21 protein-coding genes are annotated in these 20,969 nt (G+C 51.2%); 12 read left to right on the forward strand and 9 right to left on the reverse strand.

All coding sequences use genetic code 11. The features are described 5' to 3' along the window. Positions 1-133 precede the first annotated feature (133 nt). On the forward strand, positions 134-904 hold the full coding sequence (gene tpiA, locus SPK40_RS17525) for a triose-phosphate isomerase (protein WP_330961366.1): 771 nt from the start codon (positions 134-136) through the stop codon (positions 902-904). A gap of 120 nt (positions 905-1,024) precedes the next feature. On the opposite strand, the gene pfkA is transcribed toward tpiA, so the two are convergent. Continuing rightward, on the reverse strand, positions 1,025-1,987 hold the full coding sequence (pfkA, locus tag SPK40_RS17530; protein ID WP_248144448.1) for a 6-phosphofructokinase: 963 nt from the start codon (positions 1,985-1,987) through the stop codon (positions 1,025-1,027). 466 nt (positions 1,988-2,453) lie between these two features. Beyond that, the gene (locus tag SPK40_RS17535; RefSeq protein WP_330961367.1) at positions 2,454-2,933 is read right to left on the reverse strand and encodes a CpxP family protein; all 480 of its coding nucleotides are present in this window, start codon (positions 2,931-2,933) and stop codon (positions 2,454-2,456) included. A gap of 188 nt (positions 2,934-3,121) precedes the next feature. Here SPK40_RS17535 and SPK40_RS17540 point away from each other — a divergent pair, with 188 nt between their 5' ends. The 3 genes from SPK40_RS17540 to trmL all read left to right on the forward strand — a co-directional run bounded on the left by SPK40_RS17540 (position 3,122) and on the right by trmL (position 5,798). Then, positions 3,122-3,811 carry a response regulator gene (locus SPK40_RS17540; protein WP_330961368.1) on the forward strand — a complete coding sequence of 230 codons (690 nt, stop codon included), beginning with the start codon at positions 3,122-3,124 and terminating at the stop codon, positions 3,809-3,811. After that, a complete protein-coding gene (gene cpxA / locus SPK40_RS17545) occupies positions 3,808-5,205 on the forward strand; it encodes an envelope stress sensor histidine kinase CpxA (RefSeq protein ID WP_330961369.1) in 1,398 nt (465 codons plus the stop codon). Before SPK40_RS17540 ends, cpxA begins: the two co-directional genes overlap by 4 nt. Positions 5,206-5,333: 128 nt before the next feature. Beyond that, positions 5,334-5,798 (forward strand): tRNA (uridine(34)/cytosine(34)/5-carboxymethylaminomethyluridine(34)-2'-O)-methyltransferase TrmL, encoded by a 465-nt coding sequence (gene trmL / locus SPK40_RS17550; RefSeq protein ID WP_248144452.1) that lies wholly within the window; start codon positions 5,334-5,336, stop codon positions 5,796-5,798. A gap of 61 nt (positions 5,799-5,859) precedes the next feature. Here trmL and cysE read toward each other — a convergent pair whose 3' ends face one another. The 4 genes from cysE to SPK40_RS17570 form a co-directional block, all read right to left on the reverse strand. After that, the gene (cysE, locus tag SPK40_RS17555; RefSeq protein WP_371929365.1) at positions 5,860-6,717 is read right to left on the reverse strand and encodes a serine O-acetyltransferase; all 858 of its coding nucleotides are present in this window, start codon (positions 6,715-6,717) and stop codon (positions 5,860-5,862) included. A gap of 131 nt (positions 6,718-6,848) precedes the next feature. Then, a complete protein-coding gene (gene gpsA / locus SPK40_RS17560; RefSeq protein ID WP_248144453.1) occupies positions 6,849-7,865 on the reverse strand; it encodes an NAD(P)H-dependent glycerol-3-phosphate dehydrogenase in 1,017 nt (338 codons plus the stop codon). 13 nt (positions 7,866-7,878) lie between these two features. Continuing rightward, positions 7,879-8,349 carry a protein-export chaperone SecB gene (gene secB / locus SPK40_RS17565; protein ID WP_248144454.1) on the reverse strand — a complete coding sequence of 157 codons (471 nt, stop codon included), beginning with the start codon at positions 8,347-8,349 and terminating at the stop codon, positions 7,879-7,881. 115 nt (positions 8,350-8,464) lie between these two features. Beyond that, positions 8,465-8,899 carry a rhodanese-like domain-containing protein gene (locus SPK40_RS17570; protein ID WP_330961370.1) on the reverse strand — a complete coding sequence of 145 codons (435 nt, stop codon included), beginning with the start codon at positions 8,897-8,899 and terminating at the stop codon, positions 8,465-8,467. Between the two features lie 427 nt (positions 8,900-9,326). Here SPK40_RS17570 and gpmM point away from each other — a divergent pair, with 427 nt between their 5' ends. The 3 genes from gpmM to SPK40_RS17585 are packed head-to-tail and all read left to right on the forward strand — an operon-like array spanning position 9,327 to position 12,815. Continuing rightward, the gene (gene gpmM, locus SPK40_RS17575; protein ID WP_248144456.1) at positions 9,327-10,865 is read left to right on the forward strand and encodes a 2,3-bisphosphoglycerate-independent phosphoglycerate mutase; all 1,539 of its coding nucleotides are present in this window, start codon (positions 9,327-9,329) and stop codon (positions 10,863-10,865) included. Between the two features lie 8 nt (positions 10,866-10,873). Next, entirely contained in the window at positions 10,874-12,040 is a 1,167-nt protein-coding gene (locus SPK40_RS17580) for a peptidoglycan DD-metalloendopeptidase family protein (RefSeq protein ID WP_330961371.1), read from the forward strand. A 55-nt stretch (positions 12,041-12,095) separates the two neighbouring features. Next, positions 12,096-12,815, forward strand: coding sequence for a divergent polysaccharide deacetylase family protein (locus tag SPK40_RS17585; RefSeq protein WP_330961372.1), 720 nt, complete (start codon positions 12,096-12,098; stop codon positions 12,813-12,815). A 60-nt stretch (positions 12,816-12,875) separates the two neighbouring features. Here the strand turns inward: SPK40_RS17585 and tdh are convergent, their stop codons facing one another. From tdh to SPK40_RS17600, 3 genes are all read right to left on the reverse strand, one after another. Continuing rightward, positions 12,876-13,907 (reverse strand): L-threonine 3-dehydrogenase, encoded by a 1,032-nt coding sequence (gene tdh / locus SPK40_RS17590; RefSeq protein ID WP_248144459.1) that lies wholly within the window; start codon positions 13,905-13,907, stop codon positions 12,876-12,878. Positions 13,908-13,969: 62 nt separating this feature from the next. Then, the gene (locus tag SPK40_RS17595) at positions 13,970-15,163 is read right to left on the reverse strand and encodes a glycine C-acetyltransferase (RefSeq protein ID WP_330961373.1); all 1,194 of its coding nucleotides are present in this window, start codon (positions 15,161-15,163) and stop codon (positions 13,970-13,972) included. Between the two features lie 130 nt (positions 15,164-15,293). Then, positions 15,294-15,941 (reverse strand): TetR/AcrR family transcriptional regulator, encoded by a 648-nt coding sequence (locus SPK40_RS17600; RefSeq protein ID WP_248144461.1) that lies wholly within the window; start codon positions 15,939-15,941, stop codon positions 15,294-15,296. 186 nt (positions 15,942-16,127) lie between these two features. Between SPK40_RS17600 and rfaD the strand changes: the two genes are divergently transcribed. From rfaD to lpxM, 5 genes are all read left to right on the forward strand, one after another. Beyond that, complete coding sequence (gene rfaD / locus SPK40_RS17605; RefSeq protein WP_330961374.1) at positions 16,128-17,072, forward strand: ADP-glyceromanno-heptose 6-epimerase; 945 nt, start codon at positions 16,128-16,130, stop codon at positions 17,070-17,072. 79 nt (positions 17,073-17,151) lie between these two features. After that, the gene (locus SPK40_RS17610; protein ID WP_330961375.1) at positions 17,152-17,874 is read left to right on the forward strand and encodes a glycosyltransferase family 25 protein; all 723 of its coding nucleotides are present in this window, start codon (positions 17,152-17,154) and stop codon (positions 17,872-17,874) included. A 44-nt stretch (positions 17,875-17,918) separates the two neighbouring features. Then, a complete protein-coding gene (locus SPK40_RS17615; RefSeq protein WP_330961376.1) occupies positions 17,919-19,253 on the forward strand; it encodes an O-antigen ligase family protein in 1,335 nt (444 codons plus the stop codon). After that, complete coding sequence (locus tag SPK40_RS17620; RefSeq protein WP_330961377.1) at positions 19,246-19,926, forward strand: glycosyltransferase; 681 nt, start codon at positions 19,246-19,248, stop codon at positions 19,924-19,926. The genes SPK40_RS17615 and SPK40_RS17620 overlap by 8 nt, the downstream gene beginning before the upstream one ends. Positions 19,927-19,986: 60 nt before the next feature. After that, entirely contained in the window at positions 19,987-20,952 is a 966-nt protein-coding gene (lpxM, locus tag SPK40_RS17625) for a lauroyl-Kdo(2)-lipid IV(A) myristoyltransferase (protein WP_330961378.1), read from the forward strand. The last annotated feature ends 17 nt before the right edge of the window (positions 20,953-20,969 follow it).

A 20,969-nucleotide genomic window follows, 5' to 3' on the forward strand; every position in this document is an offset into this window, starting at 1 on the left:
ACTGAGGACGTTTTTGCCATCGGCATCAGGACGTCCCTGACAGGCAGACTACACTGAACACACTGCTGAGCACGGTAGTGGTGTGCTCAGTTTAGTCTGACTTTAGACATCACATAGATATGGAGAAAATCGTATGCGTCATCCTGTAGTTATGGGTAACTGGAAACTAAACGGCAGCAAAGAGATGGTCACCAACCTGCTGACAGGTCTGGATGCCGCGCTGGCTGGCGTTGAGGGAGTTGACGTGGCCGTGGCGCCACCTGTGATGTATCTGGATCTGGCAGAGCGTCTGATCAGCCAGGGCAAGAGCAAAATCATTCTGGGTGCTCAAAATGTTGATGTGAACGCCAGCGGCGCATTCACCGGTGATATCTCTCCGGAAATGCTGAAAGATTTCGGTGCCAGCCACATCATCATCGGCCACTCTGAGCGTCGTGAATACCACAACGAATCTGATGAGTTTGTTGCGAAAAAATTCGCTTTCCTGAAAGAGTACGGCCTGACACCTGTCCTGTGTATCGGTGAGTCCGAAGCGCAAAACGAAGCCGGTGAAACCGTTGCTGTTTGTGCCCGCCAGCTGGATGCAGTAATCAAAACTCAGGGCGTTGAAGCGCTGAACGGTGCCATCATCGCTTACGAACCAATCTGGGCGATCGGTACAGGTAAAGCTGCAACAGCACAACAAGCACAGGAAATCCACGCAGCGATCCGTGCGCACATCGCTTCTTTCAGCGAAGACGTCGCGAAGCATGTTGTGATCCAGTACGGTGGTTCAGTGAAAGCTGGCAATGCTGCTGAACTGTTCGCGATGCCAGACATCGACGGTGCTCTGGTTGGCGGCGCAGCGCTGGATGCAGAAGGTTTTGCTGCAATTGCAAAAGCAGCTGCTGAAGCGAAGAAATAAGACATCTGCCATCAGGTGCGGCCGTTACTGCATCTGATGGCACAGCCTTTCATAAGGCTGCGAATACAAAAAAGCCGACTTCAAGTCGGCTTTTTTTAGTTCAGCTTCAGTTCTGTGGTATCAGAACAGCTTGTCTGCAACCGCATACAGATCTTTGCGGACCGGACGCTTCATGTTCTCGATCGCATCGATAATATCGTGGTGCACCAGCTTCTCGTTCTGAACACCCACGCAACGACCACCCTCGCCCTGAATCAGCAGATCCACCGCGTAAGCACCCATGCGCGAAGCCAAAATCCGGTCAAATGCCGTTGGCTGACCACCACGCTGGATGTGACCCAGAACCGTCGCGCGGGTTTCGCGGCCGGTTTCAGATTCAATGTACTTCGCCAGTTGATTCACATCGGTCATCAGCTCGGTAATCGCGACAATCGCGTGCTTCTTCCCTTTGTAGATGCCTTCTTTAATCTTGGCCAGCAGCTCTTCTTTGTGCAGACCGGTTTCCGGTGTGATGATGTATTCACAGCCACCGGCAATCGACGCCATCAGTGTCAGGTCGCCACAGTGGCGGCCCATCACTTCCACAATAGAAATACGCTGATGAGAAGACGATGTGTCACGCAGACGGTCAATCGCATCAATCACAGTATTCAGCGCGGTCATGAAGCCAATGGTGTAATCCGTACCCGCGACATCATTGTCAATGGTGCCAGGCAGACCAATGCATGGGTAACCCATTTCGGTCAGTTTCTTCGCCCCCATGTAAGAACCGTCACCGCCGATCACCACCAGCGCATCAATGCCATGAACTTTCAGGTTCTCGATCGCCTGAGCCCGGACCTTCTCGTCACGGAATTCAGGGAAGCGTGCAGACCCAAGGAAGGTACCACCCCTGTTGATCACGTCAGATACACTGGAACGGCTCAGCTTTTCGATACGGTTCTGGTGCAAGCCCTGATAACCGTCGTATACACCGTAGACTTCCAGACCTTCCGATAAACCGGCACGCACTACACCGCGAATCGCTGCGTTCATACCTGGGGCGTCACCGCCACTGGTCAAAACACCAATCTTTTTAATCATGGTTACCCTCTGACTTTGGGAAATGAAAAATCCTTTCCTGCACGAGCTGGCCTTAGTCACCGACTCCGCCACGCACCCTCTGGGCTACGGCTCGCGTAAACTGTAACTTTCCTACTAATGTAGGAGTATTACAATTTAGAAAAATGATGTATTGATTCATATCACGTTAACTTGCCATGCGCCGAGAGACTTTTCCGCAGACTGGAATCCATCGTTCATTTTGTACGGGAAGACGCAGCCAAGCTTTATGCCACTAAGTATATCCTCAGTTTGCAATCTCAGCCGCTCCGTCACCGGATTCCCTGAAAATGGCTGTTTTCAGCCACATGGCCAGATAAATCTTATCCGCAGTATAGCGGTTTTATGATGAAATTTAATAACAAAATTGACAAGTTCAGCATGGAATGACAACAAAAAAAGCCACAACATAAAGTTGTGGCTGCTGCTTCATTCAATAAAAACAGAATTATTCACCGCTTTTTTCTTTCCATTTCGCCATGCATTCTGCTTGTCTCTCAGCCTGTAATTTCTTGTACTGAGTTTTTTGTTCCGGCGTCAGAATATTCAGCATGTCATGACGTTTCTTCATCATGGCCACCCGGCGATCAATCTGCTGATCCGACATTTGTTTCGCCAGTTCCCGTACGGCATTTTCATCAAAATTATCTGCCAGCATCAGTGCCTGCATTTTGTCGTGGTTTGCCTGCATTGCCTCACGGCCCTGCATCATCTGCTCACGCATGGTATCTCTGTTACTCTCACGTAAGCTGCGCATCTTTTCTTTCTGGGCATCAGTCAGATCAAGCGAACGGAATATACCGTGATCTGCGCGCGGACCTCCGCAATCATCACGGTCTCCGTGATGACCTTTGTGATTATCAGCCATCGCATACACAGACCCCAGCATCAAAGGCATTGCAAGGACAATCGCGACACTACGTTTCATTGTTTTGCTCATCATCTTGTTCATCATTTGTCTCACTCTGTTGGTCTCTGTTACCGCTGAGTCTACGCCTCATCAGGTAAAGGGTTGTCGTGAAAACGTAAAGCTGGGTAAAGCACTGTTATCCTGCTTGGCCTGCATACGGCCATAAGAGATACTTAAACTTATAGTGAACTGACACGAAGATTGGTATGGCAAATATACTTTTAGTCGATGACGACAACGAATTGACGGCACTGCTCAGCGACATTCTTCAGCTGGAAGGATTCTCCGTCCGGATCGCTCATAATGGCGAGCAGGGCCTGCAGATGGCTGACGACGATACCGATCTGATCCTGCTTGATGTCATGATGCCGGCAATGAACGGCATTGAAATGCTGCGAAAACTCCGTGAAACCCGCAGTACCCCGGTGCTCATGCTGACAGCGAAAGGCGAAGAGATTGACCGGGTGTTAGGATTAGAACTGGGTGCAGACGACTATCTGCCCAAACCATTCAGTGACCGCGAGCTGCTGGCAAGGATGCGTGCAATCCTGCGCCGCGCCCGTCTGGTACAGGACACCCCACCGGAATCCGACTGTATCACTTATCTCGACCTGACCATTTTTCCCGGCCGCCAGGAAGTAACCTGTAACGGTGAACTGGTAGAAATGACGGCGACCGAGCTTGCCCTACTGAGCCACCTGATCCGCCACCCGGGCACGGTTGTGACCAAACATACACTCAGTCTGGAAGTTCTGGGCAAACGCCTGGCCCCCTTTGACCGTGCTATTGATATGCATGTATCGAATCTGCGCAAAAAGCTGCCGCCAAGAGAAGACGGTAAACCACGGATCAAAACTCTGCGCGGCAAGGGTTACCTCTTCGTGGAGGCCGGATGAAGCTGCCGGTACTCAACCGGCTGTCCAGCCGGATCTTCGCGATTTTCTGGCTGACCCTGATGTTGGTAGTCCTGGTGCTGTTGTTATTGCCCCACCTGGATCCCAGGGCGCAGCACACCATTCCCCGACCGGAACTGGATCGCTATCAGGCCGCGGCTGAACGAATATCCGAACGCCTGAGCCGTCGGCCGGGTCGTCTGGAAGAAAAGCTGCTGCCGCTGGCCGATCCGAAACGCCACAAAGGCATGCAACTCTATTTCACCAGTCTCGAAGGCGAACTGCTGACTCCGCATGAGCGGACCAAAGCCCTGCGCAACTTCATCACCAGTGCCGACAGTCCGGATAACCCAAGACAGAAACTCTATGGCCGCTGGATGGTTGCCGGGCCATTTCTGGTCGGCGATCAGAGACAGAACGCACTGATGTATGTCGGTCGGGTGACTCACCGCCCACCGCCGTTTTTCCTGCGCATTCTCGACCAGCCGTTTCATCTGTTACTGCTGACAATGCTGGTCAGCACTCCGTTATTGCTGTGGTTAGCCTGGGCGTTGAGCCGCCCGGCCCGAAAGCTCCAGCATGCCGCGCAACGTGTTGCCAGCGGACAGTTCACGCAGGACCCGACACTGGAAACCTCCGGGCCGCAGGAATTTCGTCAGGCCGGGGCCAGCTTTAACCAGATGGTGAGTTCAGTGAACCAGATGATCAATGGTCAGCAGCGGCTGCTGTCAGACATCTCCCACGAACTGCGTTCGCCGCTGACCCGGCTTCGGATGGCCACGGCGCTGGCCCAGCGCAAGCAGGGCACCAGTCCGGAGCTCGACCGGATTGACACCGAAGCCGAACGACTCGAAGCCATGATCGCCAAGCTGCTGGAACTGTCACGCATGCAGATCCATGGTCAGGAAGCCCGGGAACAGAGTGATGCAATCAGCCTGTGGCAAGATATGCTGGATGATGCTGAGTTCGAAGCCAGCCAGCACCAGAAGTCGCTGACCTGTGGTCCTCTGCTACCCTGGCCGCTGACCGGAAATGCCGAACTGCTGATCAGTGCGCTGGAGAATGTGGTCCGAAATGCCATCTACTATGGCAAAGACCGGGTCGACGTCCAGTTCAGTGCCAATGACCACAACCTGACCATCACCGTTGATGACAACGGCAGCGGGGTGCCGGATGAAGAGTTAAAAGATATCTTCCGGCCTTTTTACCGTGTATCTACAGCCAGAGATCGTCACAGCGGCGGTACCGGGCTCGGACTGGCTATCACGGAAAATGCCATCCGCCAGCACAATGGCAGCATCACGGCCAGTCGCAGCCCGCTGGGCGGCCTGAAGGTCACACTGATCCTGCCGCTGGCTCCCCATGGGCAACCACAGGTTTCCCCTGAACCCGCATAATCACAGACGGCCTCCCCCTGAAACAATCCGGGGGCGGCCTTTCCAATCGTCACGCCACTGATTACCAGACTGGTTTGCCCGCCTCCAGACAGGCTACAATAACGCTTTTGCCGTTGTGAAGTCTGAGCATGTTTGATATCGCCCTGTACGAACCTGAAATTGCGCCCAATACGGGCAACATTATCCGCCTGTGTGCCAATTGCGGCGCAAACCTGCATCTGATTGAGCCGCTGGGATTTGATCTGGAAGAGAAGAAACTGCGCCGTGCCGGACTGGATTACCGCGATCTGACCCATGTCCATCGCCACGCAGATTTCGGAGCCTTTCTGACGGCGACTGCCGGACGACGCCTGTTTGCCTGTACAACCAAGGCAACCCAGTACCACACACAAGCCCGTTTTCAGGAAGGGGATATTCTGTTGTTTGGCCCGGAAACCCGGGGCCTGCCCATGACAGTCATTGAAAGCTTACCCATGGAACAACGCCTGCGCATTCCCATGCATCCGGAAAGCCGCAGTCTGAACCTGTCCAATGCCGCGGCAATTATTGCGTATGAAGCCTGGCGCCAGTTTGATTTTGCCGGAGCCAGATAACCCCGGCTGAAAACACGAAAGGGGCCTTCTGGCCCCTTTCCGCTCTGGTGATGACATTATCTCAGATGCCATCACCGGCAATGAAAGTCTGATATACACCGTTGAACTGCTGATCCATATCCATGGATGGCTTATCCGAGCTCGGGCGACCGACAATTTTCGCGGGAACCCCGGCAACTGTCGTATGTGCCGGCACCGGCGACAGCACCACTGAACCGGAGCCAATCTTGGCACCTTCACCGACCTCAATATTGCCCAGGACTTTCGCACCGGCCCCGATCATGACCCCTTCACGGATTTTCGGGTGACGATCGCCACATTCCTTACCCGTACCACCCAGAGTCACATCCTGCAGAATCGACACATCATTTTCGATCACGGCCGTTTCACCAATCACAATACCTGTGGCATGGTCAAACATGATCCCCTGTCCAATCCGGGCCGCCGGATGAACATCCACCTGACAGCTGACGGAAATCTGATTCTGGAGATAAACCGCCAGCGCTTCCCGGTTCTGCTTCCACAGCCAGTTGGCCACCCGATAGCCCTGCAAGGCGTGGTAGCCCTTCAGATACAGTAAGGGGACAGAGAACTTATTGATCGCCGGGTCCCGTTCCACGACGGCCCGGATATCACAGGCGGCGGACTCTGTAATCATCCGGTCTGCTGCATACGCTTCTTCAATCACCTCACGCACAGCCATCGCAGGCATCGACGGCGTCGCCAGCTTATTGGCCAGAATATAACTGAGCGCGGCCCCCAGATTATCGTGTTTGATAATCGTGGCATGGTAAAAGCTGGCCAGCATCGGTTCCTGTTCCGTCAGCACGATGGCTTCCTGCTTGATAGTTTTCCAGACGGCTTTCTGTTGACACTCCCTCACGTCGTCCCCTGTATATCCTTCATGTGTATGCACCATTTTACTGCCTCCGTCCAATGTCCGGCTGATTGACAGTGAGTATGGGTATAACTTTAAACTTCTCAGCAAAAAAAACAACGCGGGCTTTCTTGCCCGCGCTGTTTCATTTTCATTCAATTACCTGAAGGACGTTATTCGTCTTTCTTCGCCCTGGCCAAAAGATCCCTGGCGGCTTCCCGGGCATCTTTGCCCTGATAAAGCACCTGATAAATCTGTTCGGTAATCGGCATGTCCACACCATAGCGCTGCGCAAGTACCCAGACTTCCTTGGTGTTGCGGTATCCTTCCACCACCTGGCCGATATTCTGCTGTGCTTCATCCACAGCCTTGCCCTGACCCAGCGCCAGACCAAAACGACGGTTCCGGGACTGGTTATCGGTGCAGGTCAGCACTAAATCGCCCAGTCCGGCCATTCCCATAAAGGTTTCCGGCTGTGCACCCAGCGCTGCCCCAAGGCGACACATTTCAGCCAGTCCCCGGGTGATCAGTGCTGTTCGGGCGTTCGCTCCGTAGCCGATGCCATCAGACATCCCGGCGCCAATCGCAATCACGTTCTTCACTGCGCCGCCAAGCTGCATACCGATAAAATCGCTGTTGCTGTAAACCCGAAAGCTTTTATCACAGTGGATTTTATCCTGCAGATCCTTCACGAAACCGGAATCCGGAGAGGAAACAGAAATTGCAGTCGGCAGGCCAGCAGCCAGTTCTTTCGCAAACGTCGGTCCGGACAAAACAGCCAGCGGGATGTTGTCACCCAGAATTTCATGGGCGACGTCCTGCAGCAAACGGCCAGTCTCCGGCTCCAGACCTTTGGTGGCCCAGCAGATCCGGGAGTCATCGCGCAGGAATGGCTTCATCTGTTTCAGCACATCCGCAAAAGCATGGCTCGGCACCACCAGCAGTAAATCCCGGCTGGCTTTCACCGCAGCTTCCAGGTCGGCAGTCAGAATCAACGACTCTGGAAAAGCCACACCCGGCAAAAACGCCTCGTTGGCCCGGTCGGTTTCCAGCTGTGCGATATGGACCGGATTGTGGCCCCACAAAATCACATTGGCACCATTCCGGGCCAGTGAAATCGCCAGTGAGGTGCCGTAAGAACCGGCACCCAGGACTGACATCGAAATTGCGTTTTCAGTGGTTGAAGTCATGCGTTCCCGCCAATCAGGCTTCAGAGCTTTCCTGGTTACCTTCAGCCTGACTTTGCAGGTAATTCATAAACAGCGCGTCAAAGTTGACCGGTGCCAGGTTCAGTTGCGGGAAAGTCCCTTTCACGACCAGGCTGGAGATCGTTTCACGCGCGTACGGGAACAGGATGTTCGGACAGAAGGCACCCAGGCAATGTGCCAGCTGAGGAGCTTCCATACCTGAAACAGAGAAAATACCACCCTGCTGCACTTCACACAGGAAAGCAGAGTCCGCGTCATTGTTCACAGTCACGGTCAGACGCAGAACGACTTCATAAACGCCTTCTGCCAGCTCACGACTTTGCGTATCCAGATCCAGCTTCACTTCCGGGTTCCATTCTTTCTGGAACATTTCCGGAGAGTTCGGAGCTTCGAAAGAGACATCTTTCAGGAAAATGCGTTGGATTTGGAAGTTCTGTTGCGCTTCGTGGTTCGCTGCTTCAGCCATGATATTGTCCTTTTTCTGAGGATTTCGCGCTTGGAAATCTGTCATTGTGCCGGGAGCCGCCCGGCCTGAATAAAAATGGCAGCCGGATCATCCGGCTCCCCGAGAGTTCAAAACTTTACTTCTTTCCTGTCACCAGAGGCATGTTGGCCTCGTTCCAGGAAATCAAACCGTCTTTCAGCAGTTTCACATTGCTGAAACCCGCTTTATGTAACAGGTTGGCACTTTCCTGCGCCGTCTGACCTGTTTTGCACACCACAATGATGGGGGCTGACTTATACTTTTCAAGCGGTCCCAGGTTCTGGGCTTTGATTTCGCTTGGCAAAATGTGAAGTGCACCAGCAATATGGCCACGCTGAAACTCATCTTTGTTTCGAATGTCGACAAAAATGCCGTCTTCACGATTGACCATCACTGTCGCCTGGTTCGGGGTGACCACGGCATAACCCGCTGTTTTCTGCTTCACCATTGAAGAGATCAGGGCCACAACCAGACCAACCCAGACCAGAGACAACATCGGATTACTCGTAACAAACTCTATGAATTGCTGCATGATTTTCGCTCTATCCACCTTCACCGACTGTCCGGAAAACGGCCAGCGGCAAGATTCAACCAAAATTAAGGAAACTGAGTATACCTCCGGCCGAAATGAAGTACACCCGCCCGCCGCATTTACGCGTCACGGCTCACTGCTTTCTGTATCGTCATCCCGGTGTCGCAAGGCCATACCTATCGCTGGAATAGTAAAAAACGCAGGCTGTGCTCTTACGCCAGAGGACCAAATTGAATATATTTTATGTCGTAAAGATAACAAACCATTTACAGCGATGTTTGATCTGAACTACAAAATGTCGGTTCTTTTGTAGTAAAATTACCGACCTGACTCCTTACCTGAGCGCCCTGGTAGACGGACAACACCGGTTGTTGAGGTAATTGGTCTACATTTTTCAGATTGTTCATATTGATGGAGAGGACAGCATATGTCTGCTAAGAAGCCACTGGCTCTGGTAATTCTCGACGGTTGGGGTTATCGCGAAGATACAGCCAACAACGCGATCGCCAACGCCAATACCCCGGTTCTGGATAACCTGATGGCAAACGAAGCCAACACGTTAATTTCTGCCTCAGGTCTGGACGTCGGACTGCCGGATGGTCAGATGGGGAACTCAGAAGTCGGCCACACCAATATCGGCGCAGGCCGTGTGGTGTATCAGGATCTGACCCGGATTGCCAAAGCGATCTCCGACGGTGAATTCCAGGACAACCCAAACCTGGTCAAAGCGATGGACAGCGCAATTTCTGCCGGAAAAGCTGTTCACATCATGGGTCTGATGTCACCGGGCGGTGTTCACAGCCATGAAGATCACATTGAAGCCGCTGTGAAAATGGCTGCTGAGCGTGGTGCTGAGCACATCTATCTGCATTGCTTCCTGGATGGCCGTGATACGCCGCCACGCAGTGCACAGGCTTCGCTGGAGCGCTTTGATGCCCTGTTTGCTCAACTGGGCAAAGGCCGCACCGCCTCTCTGGTTGGCCGTTATTACGCGATGGACCGGGACAACAACTGGGAACGCGTTGAATCCGCTTACAATCTGCTGACTGCAGCCAAAGGTGACTTTACCGCAGCTTCTGCAGTGGAAGGCCTGCAGGCCGCTTATGCCCGCGAAGAAAACGATGAATTCGTGAAAGCGACCGTACTTCGTGCGGAAGGCCAGCCGGATGCTGCGATGCAAGATGGCGATGCCTTGATTTTCATGAACTTCCGTGCCGACCGTGCCCGTCAGATCACCCGTGCTTTCCTACCGGAGTTCACTGGCTTTGCCCGTCAGCAGTTCCCTGCATTGCACTTCGTCATGCTGACCCAATATGCGGCAGACATTAACCTGCCTTCAGCTTTCCCGCCGGAAAGTCTGGAAAACACGCTGGGTGAGTGGCTGGCGAAGCAAGGCAAGACACAACTGCGTATTTCTGAAACGGAGAAATATGCGCACGTCACCTTCTTCTTCAATGGCGGTGTAGAAAACGAGTTTGACGGTGAATCTCGCGCGCTGGTCGCCTCACCAAAAGTTGCAACTTACGACCTGCAACCTGAAATGAGCGCACCTGAGCTGACCGACAAACTGGTTGCTGCGATCAAAGGCGGCGAGTTCGACATGATCATCTGTAACTACCCGAATGGTGACATGGTTGGTCACACCGGCGTATACGATGCCGCAGTGAAAGCCTGTGAGGCCATTGATGAAAGCATCGGCCGCGTCGTTGAAGCAATTCGCGAAGCCGGCGGCCAGCTGCTGATCACTGCCGACCACGGGAATGCAGAAATGATGATCAACCCGGAAACCGGCGGCGTGCACACAGCACACACCAACCTGCCTGTGCCGTTGATTTACGTCGGTGACAAAGCAATTACCCTGAAAGAAGGCGGCAAGTTGTCAGATCTGGCACCAACCATGCTGTCCTTGACCGGGCTTCAAATCCCGTCAGAGATGACTGGTCAGGTGCTGTACGATCTGAAATAATCCCAGACATGCGGGCATTATTTTATCGTACCTACTGTACTCTGCGCGCCAGTGCCTTCGGCACTGGCGCTCTGTTATGTCTGGCGTTTAACACTTCTGTGCTGGCTGATAATCAAAATCAGCTGCAAGGCATGAAACAGGAAATCGCCCGTCAGCAACAGCAGCTGAGCCAAAAAAAACAGCAGCTGAATGAAGTACAGAAAAATCTGAAACAGCAGGAACTGGCGATTGCCAGAGCTGCCGGAAGCATTCATCAGGCGGAGCAGAAAGTCGACACGCTGACCCGCTCCATCGACCAGCTGGAAAAAGAACAACAAGCCCTGCTTCAGCGCCAGATCGGCCAGCGGGAACAACTGAAAGCCCTTATTACCAGCCACTATAAACTGGGGAAGTCCTCGCCGCTGGCCAACTTGCTGGGCGAAAATGACGCATCACAGATGGAGCGCATGGCTGAATATGCTGCCCGTCTGAGTCAGGCACGCAGCCGGGCGCTGGATGAACTGGCCGCAACGGATACCGAGCTCCAGCTCAAGAAACATCAGCTCACGGAACAACGCAATACCCAGCAAACCCTGCTCAGTCAGCTGAAAAAAGACCGCGCGTCGCTGCTCAGCAGTCAGCAGGCCCGTAAGGGGACCGTGAGGCAACTGCAAGGACAGCTCAGTGCTGATAAACGTTATCTGACCGAGCTGAAAGACAATGAAACACGTCTGGTCAGTGAAATCGCCAAAGCCAGAAAAGCTGCAGAAGAAGCTGCGCGTCGCGCCCGGGTCAGTATGAATGGCCTGAACACATTTAAAGGCAAACTGCCCTGGCCGGTGAAAGGTAATGTGGTTCACAGCTACGGCAGTCCGCTCAAAGGCGAGCTGCGATGGAAAGGCATGGTGATCAGTAAGTCCATCGGCAGTGAGGTAAAAGCGGTTCACGACGGAAAAATCGTCTTTGCCGACTGGTTGCGCGGCTACGGTCTGATGGTGGCCATTGACCATGGACACGGCGATATGACGTTTTACGGCTATAACCAGACAGTGCTGAAAAAGGTCGGCGATACCGTCCGGGCCAATGAAGCCATTGCACTGGTCGGTGACAGTGGCGGACAGGAAGCGCCGGGACTCTATTTCGAAATCCGGCGAAAAGGAACGCCCACCAACCCGCGTCCCTGGCTGATCCGGTAATTTAAGAGAGGCCACTGACGTCGTTTATTCCACGAAGAGGACAAGGATGGTTCACATGAAGTGGTTTGTTCGTTTCAGTCTGATCTGGCTGCTGATACTGCCCGGCGGGGTTCAGGCAGCCAGACTGGCCATTGTGATTGATGACCTCGGTTATCAGCTCATGCCCTCTCCTCTGTCTGCCCTGCCGCCGCAAATCAGCGTGTCTGTATTGCCTGACACGCCCTTCGACCAGCAAACGGCCCGTCAGGCGCAACAGGAACAAAGGGATGTCTTGCTCCACATGCCAATGCAACCCAGCCGGCCGGCACCGCTCGAACTGACAACACTGACCGCCGCGATGAAAAAGGATGAGCTGCAGACCAGACTGCGTCATGCGCTGACCCGGGTGCCCGGTGCGATAGGAATGAACAATCATATGGGCAGTTTGCTGACTGAAAATCCGACAGCCATGCGCTGGGTGATGGAAGTGCTCAGACAGCAGCACCTCGGATTTCTCGACAGCCGGACCACGCCCAAATCGGTGGCTGAACACCAGGCGCAGGCCGCTCATATCCCGGCGCTTCGCCGTCATGTTTTCATTGATCATATTCCGACAGAAGACTTCATCCGCCGTCAGCTCAGACGCGCCATCCAGCAAGCCCAGAAACAGGGCGCCGTCATTGCCATCGGACATCCTCACCCGGTGACCTTAGCAACCATCACAGCCATGCTGCCGGAAATGCAGCAAGAGGTCACTCTGGTCCGTTTATCGGAACTCTTTACGCCAGCCGGATAACAGGCACAAAAAAAGCGGCGTGCCTGCGCACACCGCTTCTTCAGCATTCCGAACTCAGGGTTAGTCCCAGCTCAGAATCACTTTACCTGACTGGCCGGAACGCATCACATCGAAGCCTTTCTGGAAATCATCCACACTGTAGTGGTGAGTAATGATTGGCGTCAGATCCAAACCAGACTGGATCAGGCTGGCCATCTTGTACCAGGTCTCAAACATTTCACGGCCATAGATACCTTTGATCACCAAGCCTTTGAAGATGACCTGAGTCCAGTCAATCCCCATGTTTGATGGCGGAATACCCAGCATCGCAATCTTACCGCCGTGGTTCATGCTCGACAGCATGCTGTTAAAGGCGGCAGGTACGCCAGACATTTCCAGACCGACATCGAAACCTTCTGTCATGCCCAGCTCGGCCATTACATCTTCTAGTTTCTGCTCAGCCACATTCACCGCACGGGTTACACCCATTTTGCGTGCCAGTTCCAGACGGTATTCGTTGACGTCGGTGATCACCACGTGACGGGCACCGACGTGCTTCGCTACCGCAGCAGCCATGATCCCAATCGGGCCGGCGCCGGTGATCAGCACATCTTCACCCACCAGGTCGAAAGACAGCGCCGTGTGCACTGCATTACCAAACGGGTCGAAGATGGATGCCAGATCGTCGGAAATATTATCCGGGATCTTAAACGCGTTAAACGCCGGGATCACCAGATACTCGGCAAAAGCACCTTCACGGTTCACGCCCACACCGATGGTGTTACGGCACAGGTGTGTCCGGCCGCCACGACAGTTACGGCAGTGACCGCAGGTAATGTGGCCTTCGCCGGAAACGCGATCACCAATTTCAAAACCGCGGACTTCCTGGCCAATGGCCACAACTTCGCCCACATATTCATGGCCGACCACCATCGGGACAGGAATCGTATTCTGGGACCACTCATCCCAGTTGTAGATATGAACGTCAGTACCACAGATTGCAGTTTTTCTGATTTTGATCAGCAGGTCATTATGGCCAATTTCAGGCTTTTCGACCTCGGTCATCCAGATGCCTTCTTCGGGCTTCAGTTTGGAAAGTGCTTTAATTTTCATCTTGCTATCCACTCGATGCTCAGAGGCGTACCCTCACGCCTCTGCCGCAAAATCGTTGTTGTTCAGATAATTTCCATATCTTGGCCGATACGGATAAAGACATCAATTGCGCGATCCAGCTGCTCTGTGTTGTGAGCCGCTGACATTTGCGTCCGGATGCGCGCCTGGCCTTTCGGTACCACAGGGTAAGAGAAGCCCACCACGTAAATGCCTTCTTTCAGTGCGCGCTCAGCAAACTCTGCTGCCAGCTTGGCATCACCCAGCATAATCGGGATGATTGCATGATCAGCGCCTGCCAGCGTAAAACCAGCTTCTGACATACGGCGACGGAAATGTTCAGCATTTTTCCATAGCTGGGCACGCAAATCACTGCTTTCAGCCAGCAGATCCAGCACCCGAATCGAAGCCGATACAATCGCTGGTGCCAGGGAGTTTGAGAACAGGTATGGACGTGAGCGCTGACGCAGCCAGTCAATCACTTCTTTCTTACCTGCGGTATAACCACCGGACGCTCCGCCCAGCGCTTTACCCAGCGTTCCGGTGATAATATCAATGCGGTCAATCACATCATGATATTCGTGCGTACCACGACCGTTATCACCCATGAAACCCACGGCATGGGAATCATCAACCATCACCAGGGCATCATATTTATCGGCCAGATCGCAGATTGCAGGCAGGTTTGCCACCACACCGTCCATTGAGAAGACACCGTCGGTCACAATCAGTTTATGACGTACGCCGGCTTCATTTGCAGCAATCAGCTGTTGCTCCAGCTCTGCCATATCGTTATTGCCGTAGCGGAAACGCTTCGCTTTACACAGACGAACACCGTCAATAATCGACGCGTGGTTCAGCGCATCTGAAATAATGGCGTCTTCAGGGCCCAGAATGGTCTCAAACAGACCGGCATTTGCATCAAAACAAGAAGAGTAAAGAATGGTGTCTTCCGTGCCTAAGAAGGCTGACAACTTACTCTCCAGCTCTTTATGTGCATCCTGCGTACCACAGATAAAACGCACTGAAGCCATACCAAAACCGTGCTCATCCATGCCTTGTTTGGCAGCCTCAATCAACGCCGGGTGGTTCGCCAGACCCAGATAGTTGTTGGCACAGAAGTTCAATACGTGATCACCTGAGGTGATCTCAATATCGGCTTGCTGTGCTGAAGTGATCACACGCTCGCTTTTGTATAATCCTTCCGCTTTCACTTCCTGAATTTGATCGGCGATCTGTTGATAAAAGGCAGCTGACATTTTGCTCTCCAAACTTGTAAAGGCGTTTTTGCCAATTTCGACGAACAACATACTAAAAATTTAGCCGTTAATCGCTACAATGTTACAAAGTTATCCAAATTTTAAGAGCTAAACTCTGTATCGTCGACAACTATGAAACATCCCGTCTTACTTGATCACAATAATGTGATTCAAGTTGGAGAACGACTTCCCGTCCCTGAGCACTGGTCAGAGGTCTTATAATACTGAGAATCTGCAGCACCCCCTGATAGATGACAGTCTTAGTGATTTTGGCCTGTGGCGCCTGAGCCGTCTGATAACAAATCCAGGTGCTTGCCACCAGTTTGAGGGTGTTGGCCAGACTCTGCAATTCCTCATCATCCAGCGTAACCAGACCTAAGGTCCGGAAATGACGCATCACCACCATAATGTCCTGATGGAGATTCTCCTGCGCCTGCAGATACTTATGCTGCAATCCCGGGTCCCGGCTCAGGATATCCGGCAAATTGGCGTAGAAAAACCTGTACCGCCACATCAGCATAAAGACCGCATCCAGGTATTGCAGCAGACTGTCCGAGGACAGCGCAGCCTCTTCCCGGGGCTGAAAACGAACACGCAACTCCTGGGCGTATTCATCAAAAATACTGTGTATAATCTCTTCCTTATTTCGGAAGTGGTAATACAGATTGCCGGGGCTGATGCCCATATGTGCCGCAATGTGGTTGGTGGTGATATTCGGTTCACCATTTTCATTAAAAAGTTCCAATGCGGCATGGATAATTTTATCGCGGGTTTTCATAGGCCTCTCACTTGCATCACCCTTGGCAGTCATGGTTTGTTAACGTTGTGGGGTCAAAATCAAGATCAACAAACCCCGATGATGTTATCATATCTATTGACGAATTATTGACGCGGTGGTGCGGTTCCTCTGCTATGTTGCAGAGCTCTGACCACTGAGTTTATCTGACAGAAAACTGGAAGTGCCATGATTATAGTGACTGGTGGCGCCGGCATGATCGGCAGCAACATTGTAAAAGCGCTCAACGAGCAAGGCTATCGTGACATTCTTGTCGTCGACAACCTCAAAGACGGAACTAAATTTGCGAACCTGGTGGATTTAGATATTGCCGACTACATGGACAAAGAAGACTTCATCACGCAAATCATGGCCGGTGATGAGTTCGGTCCGATTGAAGCCGTTTTCCACGAAGGTGCCTGCTCAGCCACCACCGAGTGGGACGGCAAATACATGATGCTCAACAACTACGAGTATTCCAAAGAGTTGCTGCACTACTGTCTGGAGCGCGAGATTCCGTTCCTGTACGCGTCTTCTGCAGCCACCTATGGCGGCCGTGACCGTGATTTCATTGAAGAAAAAAATTACGAAGGTGCCCTGAACGTTTACGGTTATTCCAAGCAGCTGTTTGACAACTATGTCCGCCGTCTGTGGCAGGATGCCGAGGCCCATGGTGAAACTCTTTCGCAAATTACCGGCTTCCGTTATTTCAACGTCTATGGCCCGCGTGAGCAGCACAAAGGCAGCATGGCATCCGTTGCGTTCCACCTGAATGAGCAACTGTCAAAAGGCGAAAGTCCTAAACTGTTTGAAGGTTCTGAAACCTTCAAGCGTGACTTCGTTTATGTCGGCGACGTCTGCAAAATGAACCTGTGGTTCTGGCAAAACGGTGTGTCCGGTATTTACAACTGTGGTACCGGCCGTGCGGAAAGCTTCCAGGCCGTCGCGGATGCAGTCATCAAACACCACGGCAAGGGTAACGTTGAAACTGTGCCTTTCCCGGGACACCTGAAAGGCCGCTACCAGACATATACTCAGGCAGATCTTTCGAAAGTCCGGGCAGCCGGCTATCAGGAAGAATTCAAGACCGTCGCTGAAGGCGTAGCCGAGTATATGGCGATTCTGAATCGTTAGACAATTATGTATTAATGAATGGCACATAATTCCATATGAAGATGTGCCGCTATTTCGCAGAGAAAAATGATTGATGACTATGAAAACTTATGTTGTCAGCTTGAAACGTTCAACTGAACGCCGTGCGCATATGCAAGCCCTTTTAACTCATGCTGGAATTTCTTTTGAGTTCTTTGATGCTATTGATGGTACAGAGGCACTACATTTCCTTCACTGTGACAAAGCGGCTCCTGAGCTAACATTTAAGCGAAAAGGCTATCATCTTATTCCTGCAGAAATCGCCTGCTATGCCAGTCACTTCGCATTGTGGGAAAAGTGTGTCGAGTTGAATGAACCGATTGTTATTCTGGAAGATAACGTCAAATTACTCACTGAAGATCTCCATTCATTGCTCAAAGATCTTAGCCATCGTGTTGAGCAGTGTGGATATATCAAGATGTCGGCACATCAGCCCAATCAATATAAAGCTGCGTTCAAGATCGAGGGAATATATTCTCTGGGTTTTTACTGCAAGGGAACCTGTGGTACCAGCGCGTATATTATCTCTCCACAAGCCGCCAAACAGTTTATCCTGCACGCTCAATATTTTATTGAGCCAGTCGACGACTATATGGAAAAGCCTTGGCGGCATGGCGTAAAAGCATATCATGTGTTTCCTTCTGCCTTCGAACGTTCACAAACAAAAACTGTCATAGGCACAAGACGAAAACAGAAACAGCCTGTGGGACCGTCCCACAAATTATACATTGAAGGTTTCAGGGCTTATGAAACCCTGATGAGAAAGCTGACCAAAGTTATCTGAAAATCGGCCTGGCACCTGACATACAAAAACTAGAGCACCCCGAAATGCAACTTGACGCACGATTAAAAAGACTCCTGGATTCAAAAGGCTTTTGCCTGGCGATGTTGTGCTGTGTGATTGGCTATATCCTGTTCAAACGCTCATACCGGGATGTGGGTGATATCTTCCAGACTGTATTCATACTGGCTTCAATTGCTGCACTGTATGTTGAAAGGAAACAATTTTGGAAAGATAAAATATTGTGGGCTCTGCTTTTCGCAATCCTTGTTCAGCTTCTCAGTTGGGTCAACTCCCGAATTGATATTCCTGAGCTTGCCAATGCGACCCCCCATATTGGCGCATTGACGGATTTGTTCTTCTTTATTTTTATGGCTTACTGGCTCAAAGGCTCACTGAATAATGTGTACCTGGCCTGGTGGTCAATGTGTCTAGGAATTCTGCTGGCGTTTTACAGCCACTCTGACGTCATCCAGCAGATAGAAATGGGCTTAAAAGGGATAAGAATTGATTTCAACATCATTAATGCACAATATCCTGCCATGTACAGTGGTGTCGGCTTTCTGTTGTCTTCATTTTTCCTGATGAAGTACGGTTGCCTGAGCATCAAAGAAAGAGGGTACAAAAATATCGTGCTGTTCATCTCATCCCTGTTATTGTTTGGCGCTTTTGCTTTTGTGGTTATTACTACACAATCCCGTCAGGTCTGGGTCGCATTGCTTGCTGCCTATGTCATAGGTATCTTCCTTTATGCCATATTGCACAAAGAAAAGCTCAATAAGCTGATTCTGGCAGGTTCATTTTCTCTGCTGGGTTTTGCCTTTTTTACATACGCAAGTGTACCCCTAGTTCATGACAGGGTACAAAAAGAAATGGGGACAGCCACTTCAATTATCACCAATGGAGATATGTCACAAATTCCATTTGACAGTGCCGGTACCCGCCTCCACTTATGGTATGAGGCCTTAAAGTGGATCAAGGAAAGGCCTATTCTGGGCAGTGGTTACAACAGTAGAGCAAAAGTAATCCAGCATGCGGAACACTTCCCTGCGTATATCAAACTATACTATACGCACCTGCACAGCTCCCATGTTGAGTTGCTTGTATCCTATGGCATTGTTGGCCTGCTTCTCATGTATTTTGTCTTTGCTTGGGTTGTTCGTGCTGCCATGTGTGCTCCGGAAAAACGAGGTGTCAATGAAGTATTACTGATTTCCCTCATGTTCACGGTGTACTGGCTGACCGTGAATCTGTTTGAATCATTCTTCTTTTCCAATAATGGCCAATGGATACATAACGTGATGCTGGGGAGTTGTTATACCTTCTTCCTCACTCATCAACTCAGAGGCTCCCGCTCCAAAGAACTAACTGCGAATGATTAAGAAAATTCATGCCATTTGGCTGGGCAAAAAAATGCCGCCGCTTGCATTTGTCTGTATTGATGACTGGCAAAAACAAGGATACAACTTCACGCTTTGGACCGATGAACATCCCCTGATTCAGCAGTGGATTTCAGCATGTCCTTTTGCCAAAACATGCCATGACAAAGGGCTGTTTGCTTTTGTTACCGATTACCTGCGATTAAAAATCCTTCAGCATGAAGGCGGTCTGTATCTGGACGTTGATGTCACAATCCAGCAGGATCCCTTCCCGCTCTTTGAAAACTGCAAGTTTTCGGTCGGCTACGAATCAGCAACCTTGCTGGGAACTGCTTCAATCTATGCAGAACCCGATTCAGTGATCCTGAATCAACTTGTGCAGTTCTACGAAAAAGATATTCACCAGTCCCCGCTTTATATGGGACCTGAGATTATGACAGACTTTCTGTTAAATCAGGAACTAAGACAATCAGAAAACTGTCAGCTTTATCCGATCGAATATTTCTACAATTATCAGGGCGAGCCGATGCACTTCGACAAGCCGAGTAACGCATATCTGACACACTGGTTCCAGCACAGCTGGAAAAAGTCAAAAGGACTGATCTTCCTGAAATCCAAACACATGGGTTTATGGGGGAAGTTTTATGTCTGGCAGAAATATTTCTTCAGAAAATAATGTTAGTGAGTCCCGTAACTTTCAAGTGAAGACATTCACAGTAACAAGAGAGATTATCTTTTGACTACCGTCCAAAACCGGGTATCACAGGATGAACTAACCCCTGGCTACCACCCCACTTTCCAGTGGTCATTTCTGCATCCCCGGCACTGGGGAACTTGGATCAGTATTTTCTTACTAAGTCTGTTTGCACAGCTTCCATGGCGAATCAGAGATCCAATCGCTGGTTTTATTGGACTACATCTTGGTCGCAGAGTGAAGAAAGCGCGTCATCGTGCACGTGTCAATCTGACCCTCTGCTTTCCGGAAATGACGACTGAAGAACGCGAAACAAAGATCGATAAGATGTACTCTGTTGCTTCTCAGGTCATCCTGGCCATGGGAGAGCTACTTTTTAGAAGCAGGGAACACTTACAGAAACGCACTCAGGTTTTTGGTCAGGAGCACCTGGACAAAGAAATCGCAGCCAACAAACCAGTGATCATTTTAGTTCCACATTGCTGGGCAATTGATTTTCCGGCTATCTACTGGGCCTCTCTGGGTCTGCCCGTTGCAGCACTTATGAAACCACAGCACCGACAGCCCGTTTTTGATTGGCTGATCAGTTGCCAGCGATTGCAATACGGCGGAATTTGTTATGCTCGTAACGGAGGGCTAAAACCTTACATCCGTGCAATCAGATCTGGGTTTCTGGGCTACTACTTACCGGATGAAGATTTCGGACCGGAGCAAAGCCAGTTCACTGATTTCTTTGCAACCAAAAAAGCAACGTTCTCTGGTTTAGGCAAAATCGCAAAACTGACAAACGCATCTGTAGTACCGATGATCCCGGTATACAATACAGAAAATGGTAAATTCGAAATTCACATTTCCCCGGTACTTAATCCATTACCGGGACCGGATACCCAGCACGATGCAAATCTGCTGGCTGAAGCTTTGGAAAAAATGGTCGCCCCTTATCAAGAGCAGTATATGTGGAATCTGCAACTGCTGAAAACCCGACCGGATGGCAGCAAACCCTACTGAAAGAAAAAGTGCAGCGT

Origin of the sequence: Photobacterium sp. 53610, from assembly GCF_036409375.1 — a bacterium.
Taxonomy (GTDB): domain Bacteria; phylum Pseudomonadota; class Gammaproteobacteria; order Enterobacterales; family Vibrionaceae; genus Photobacterium.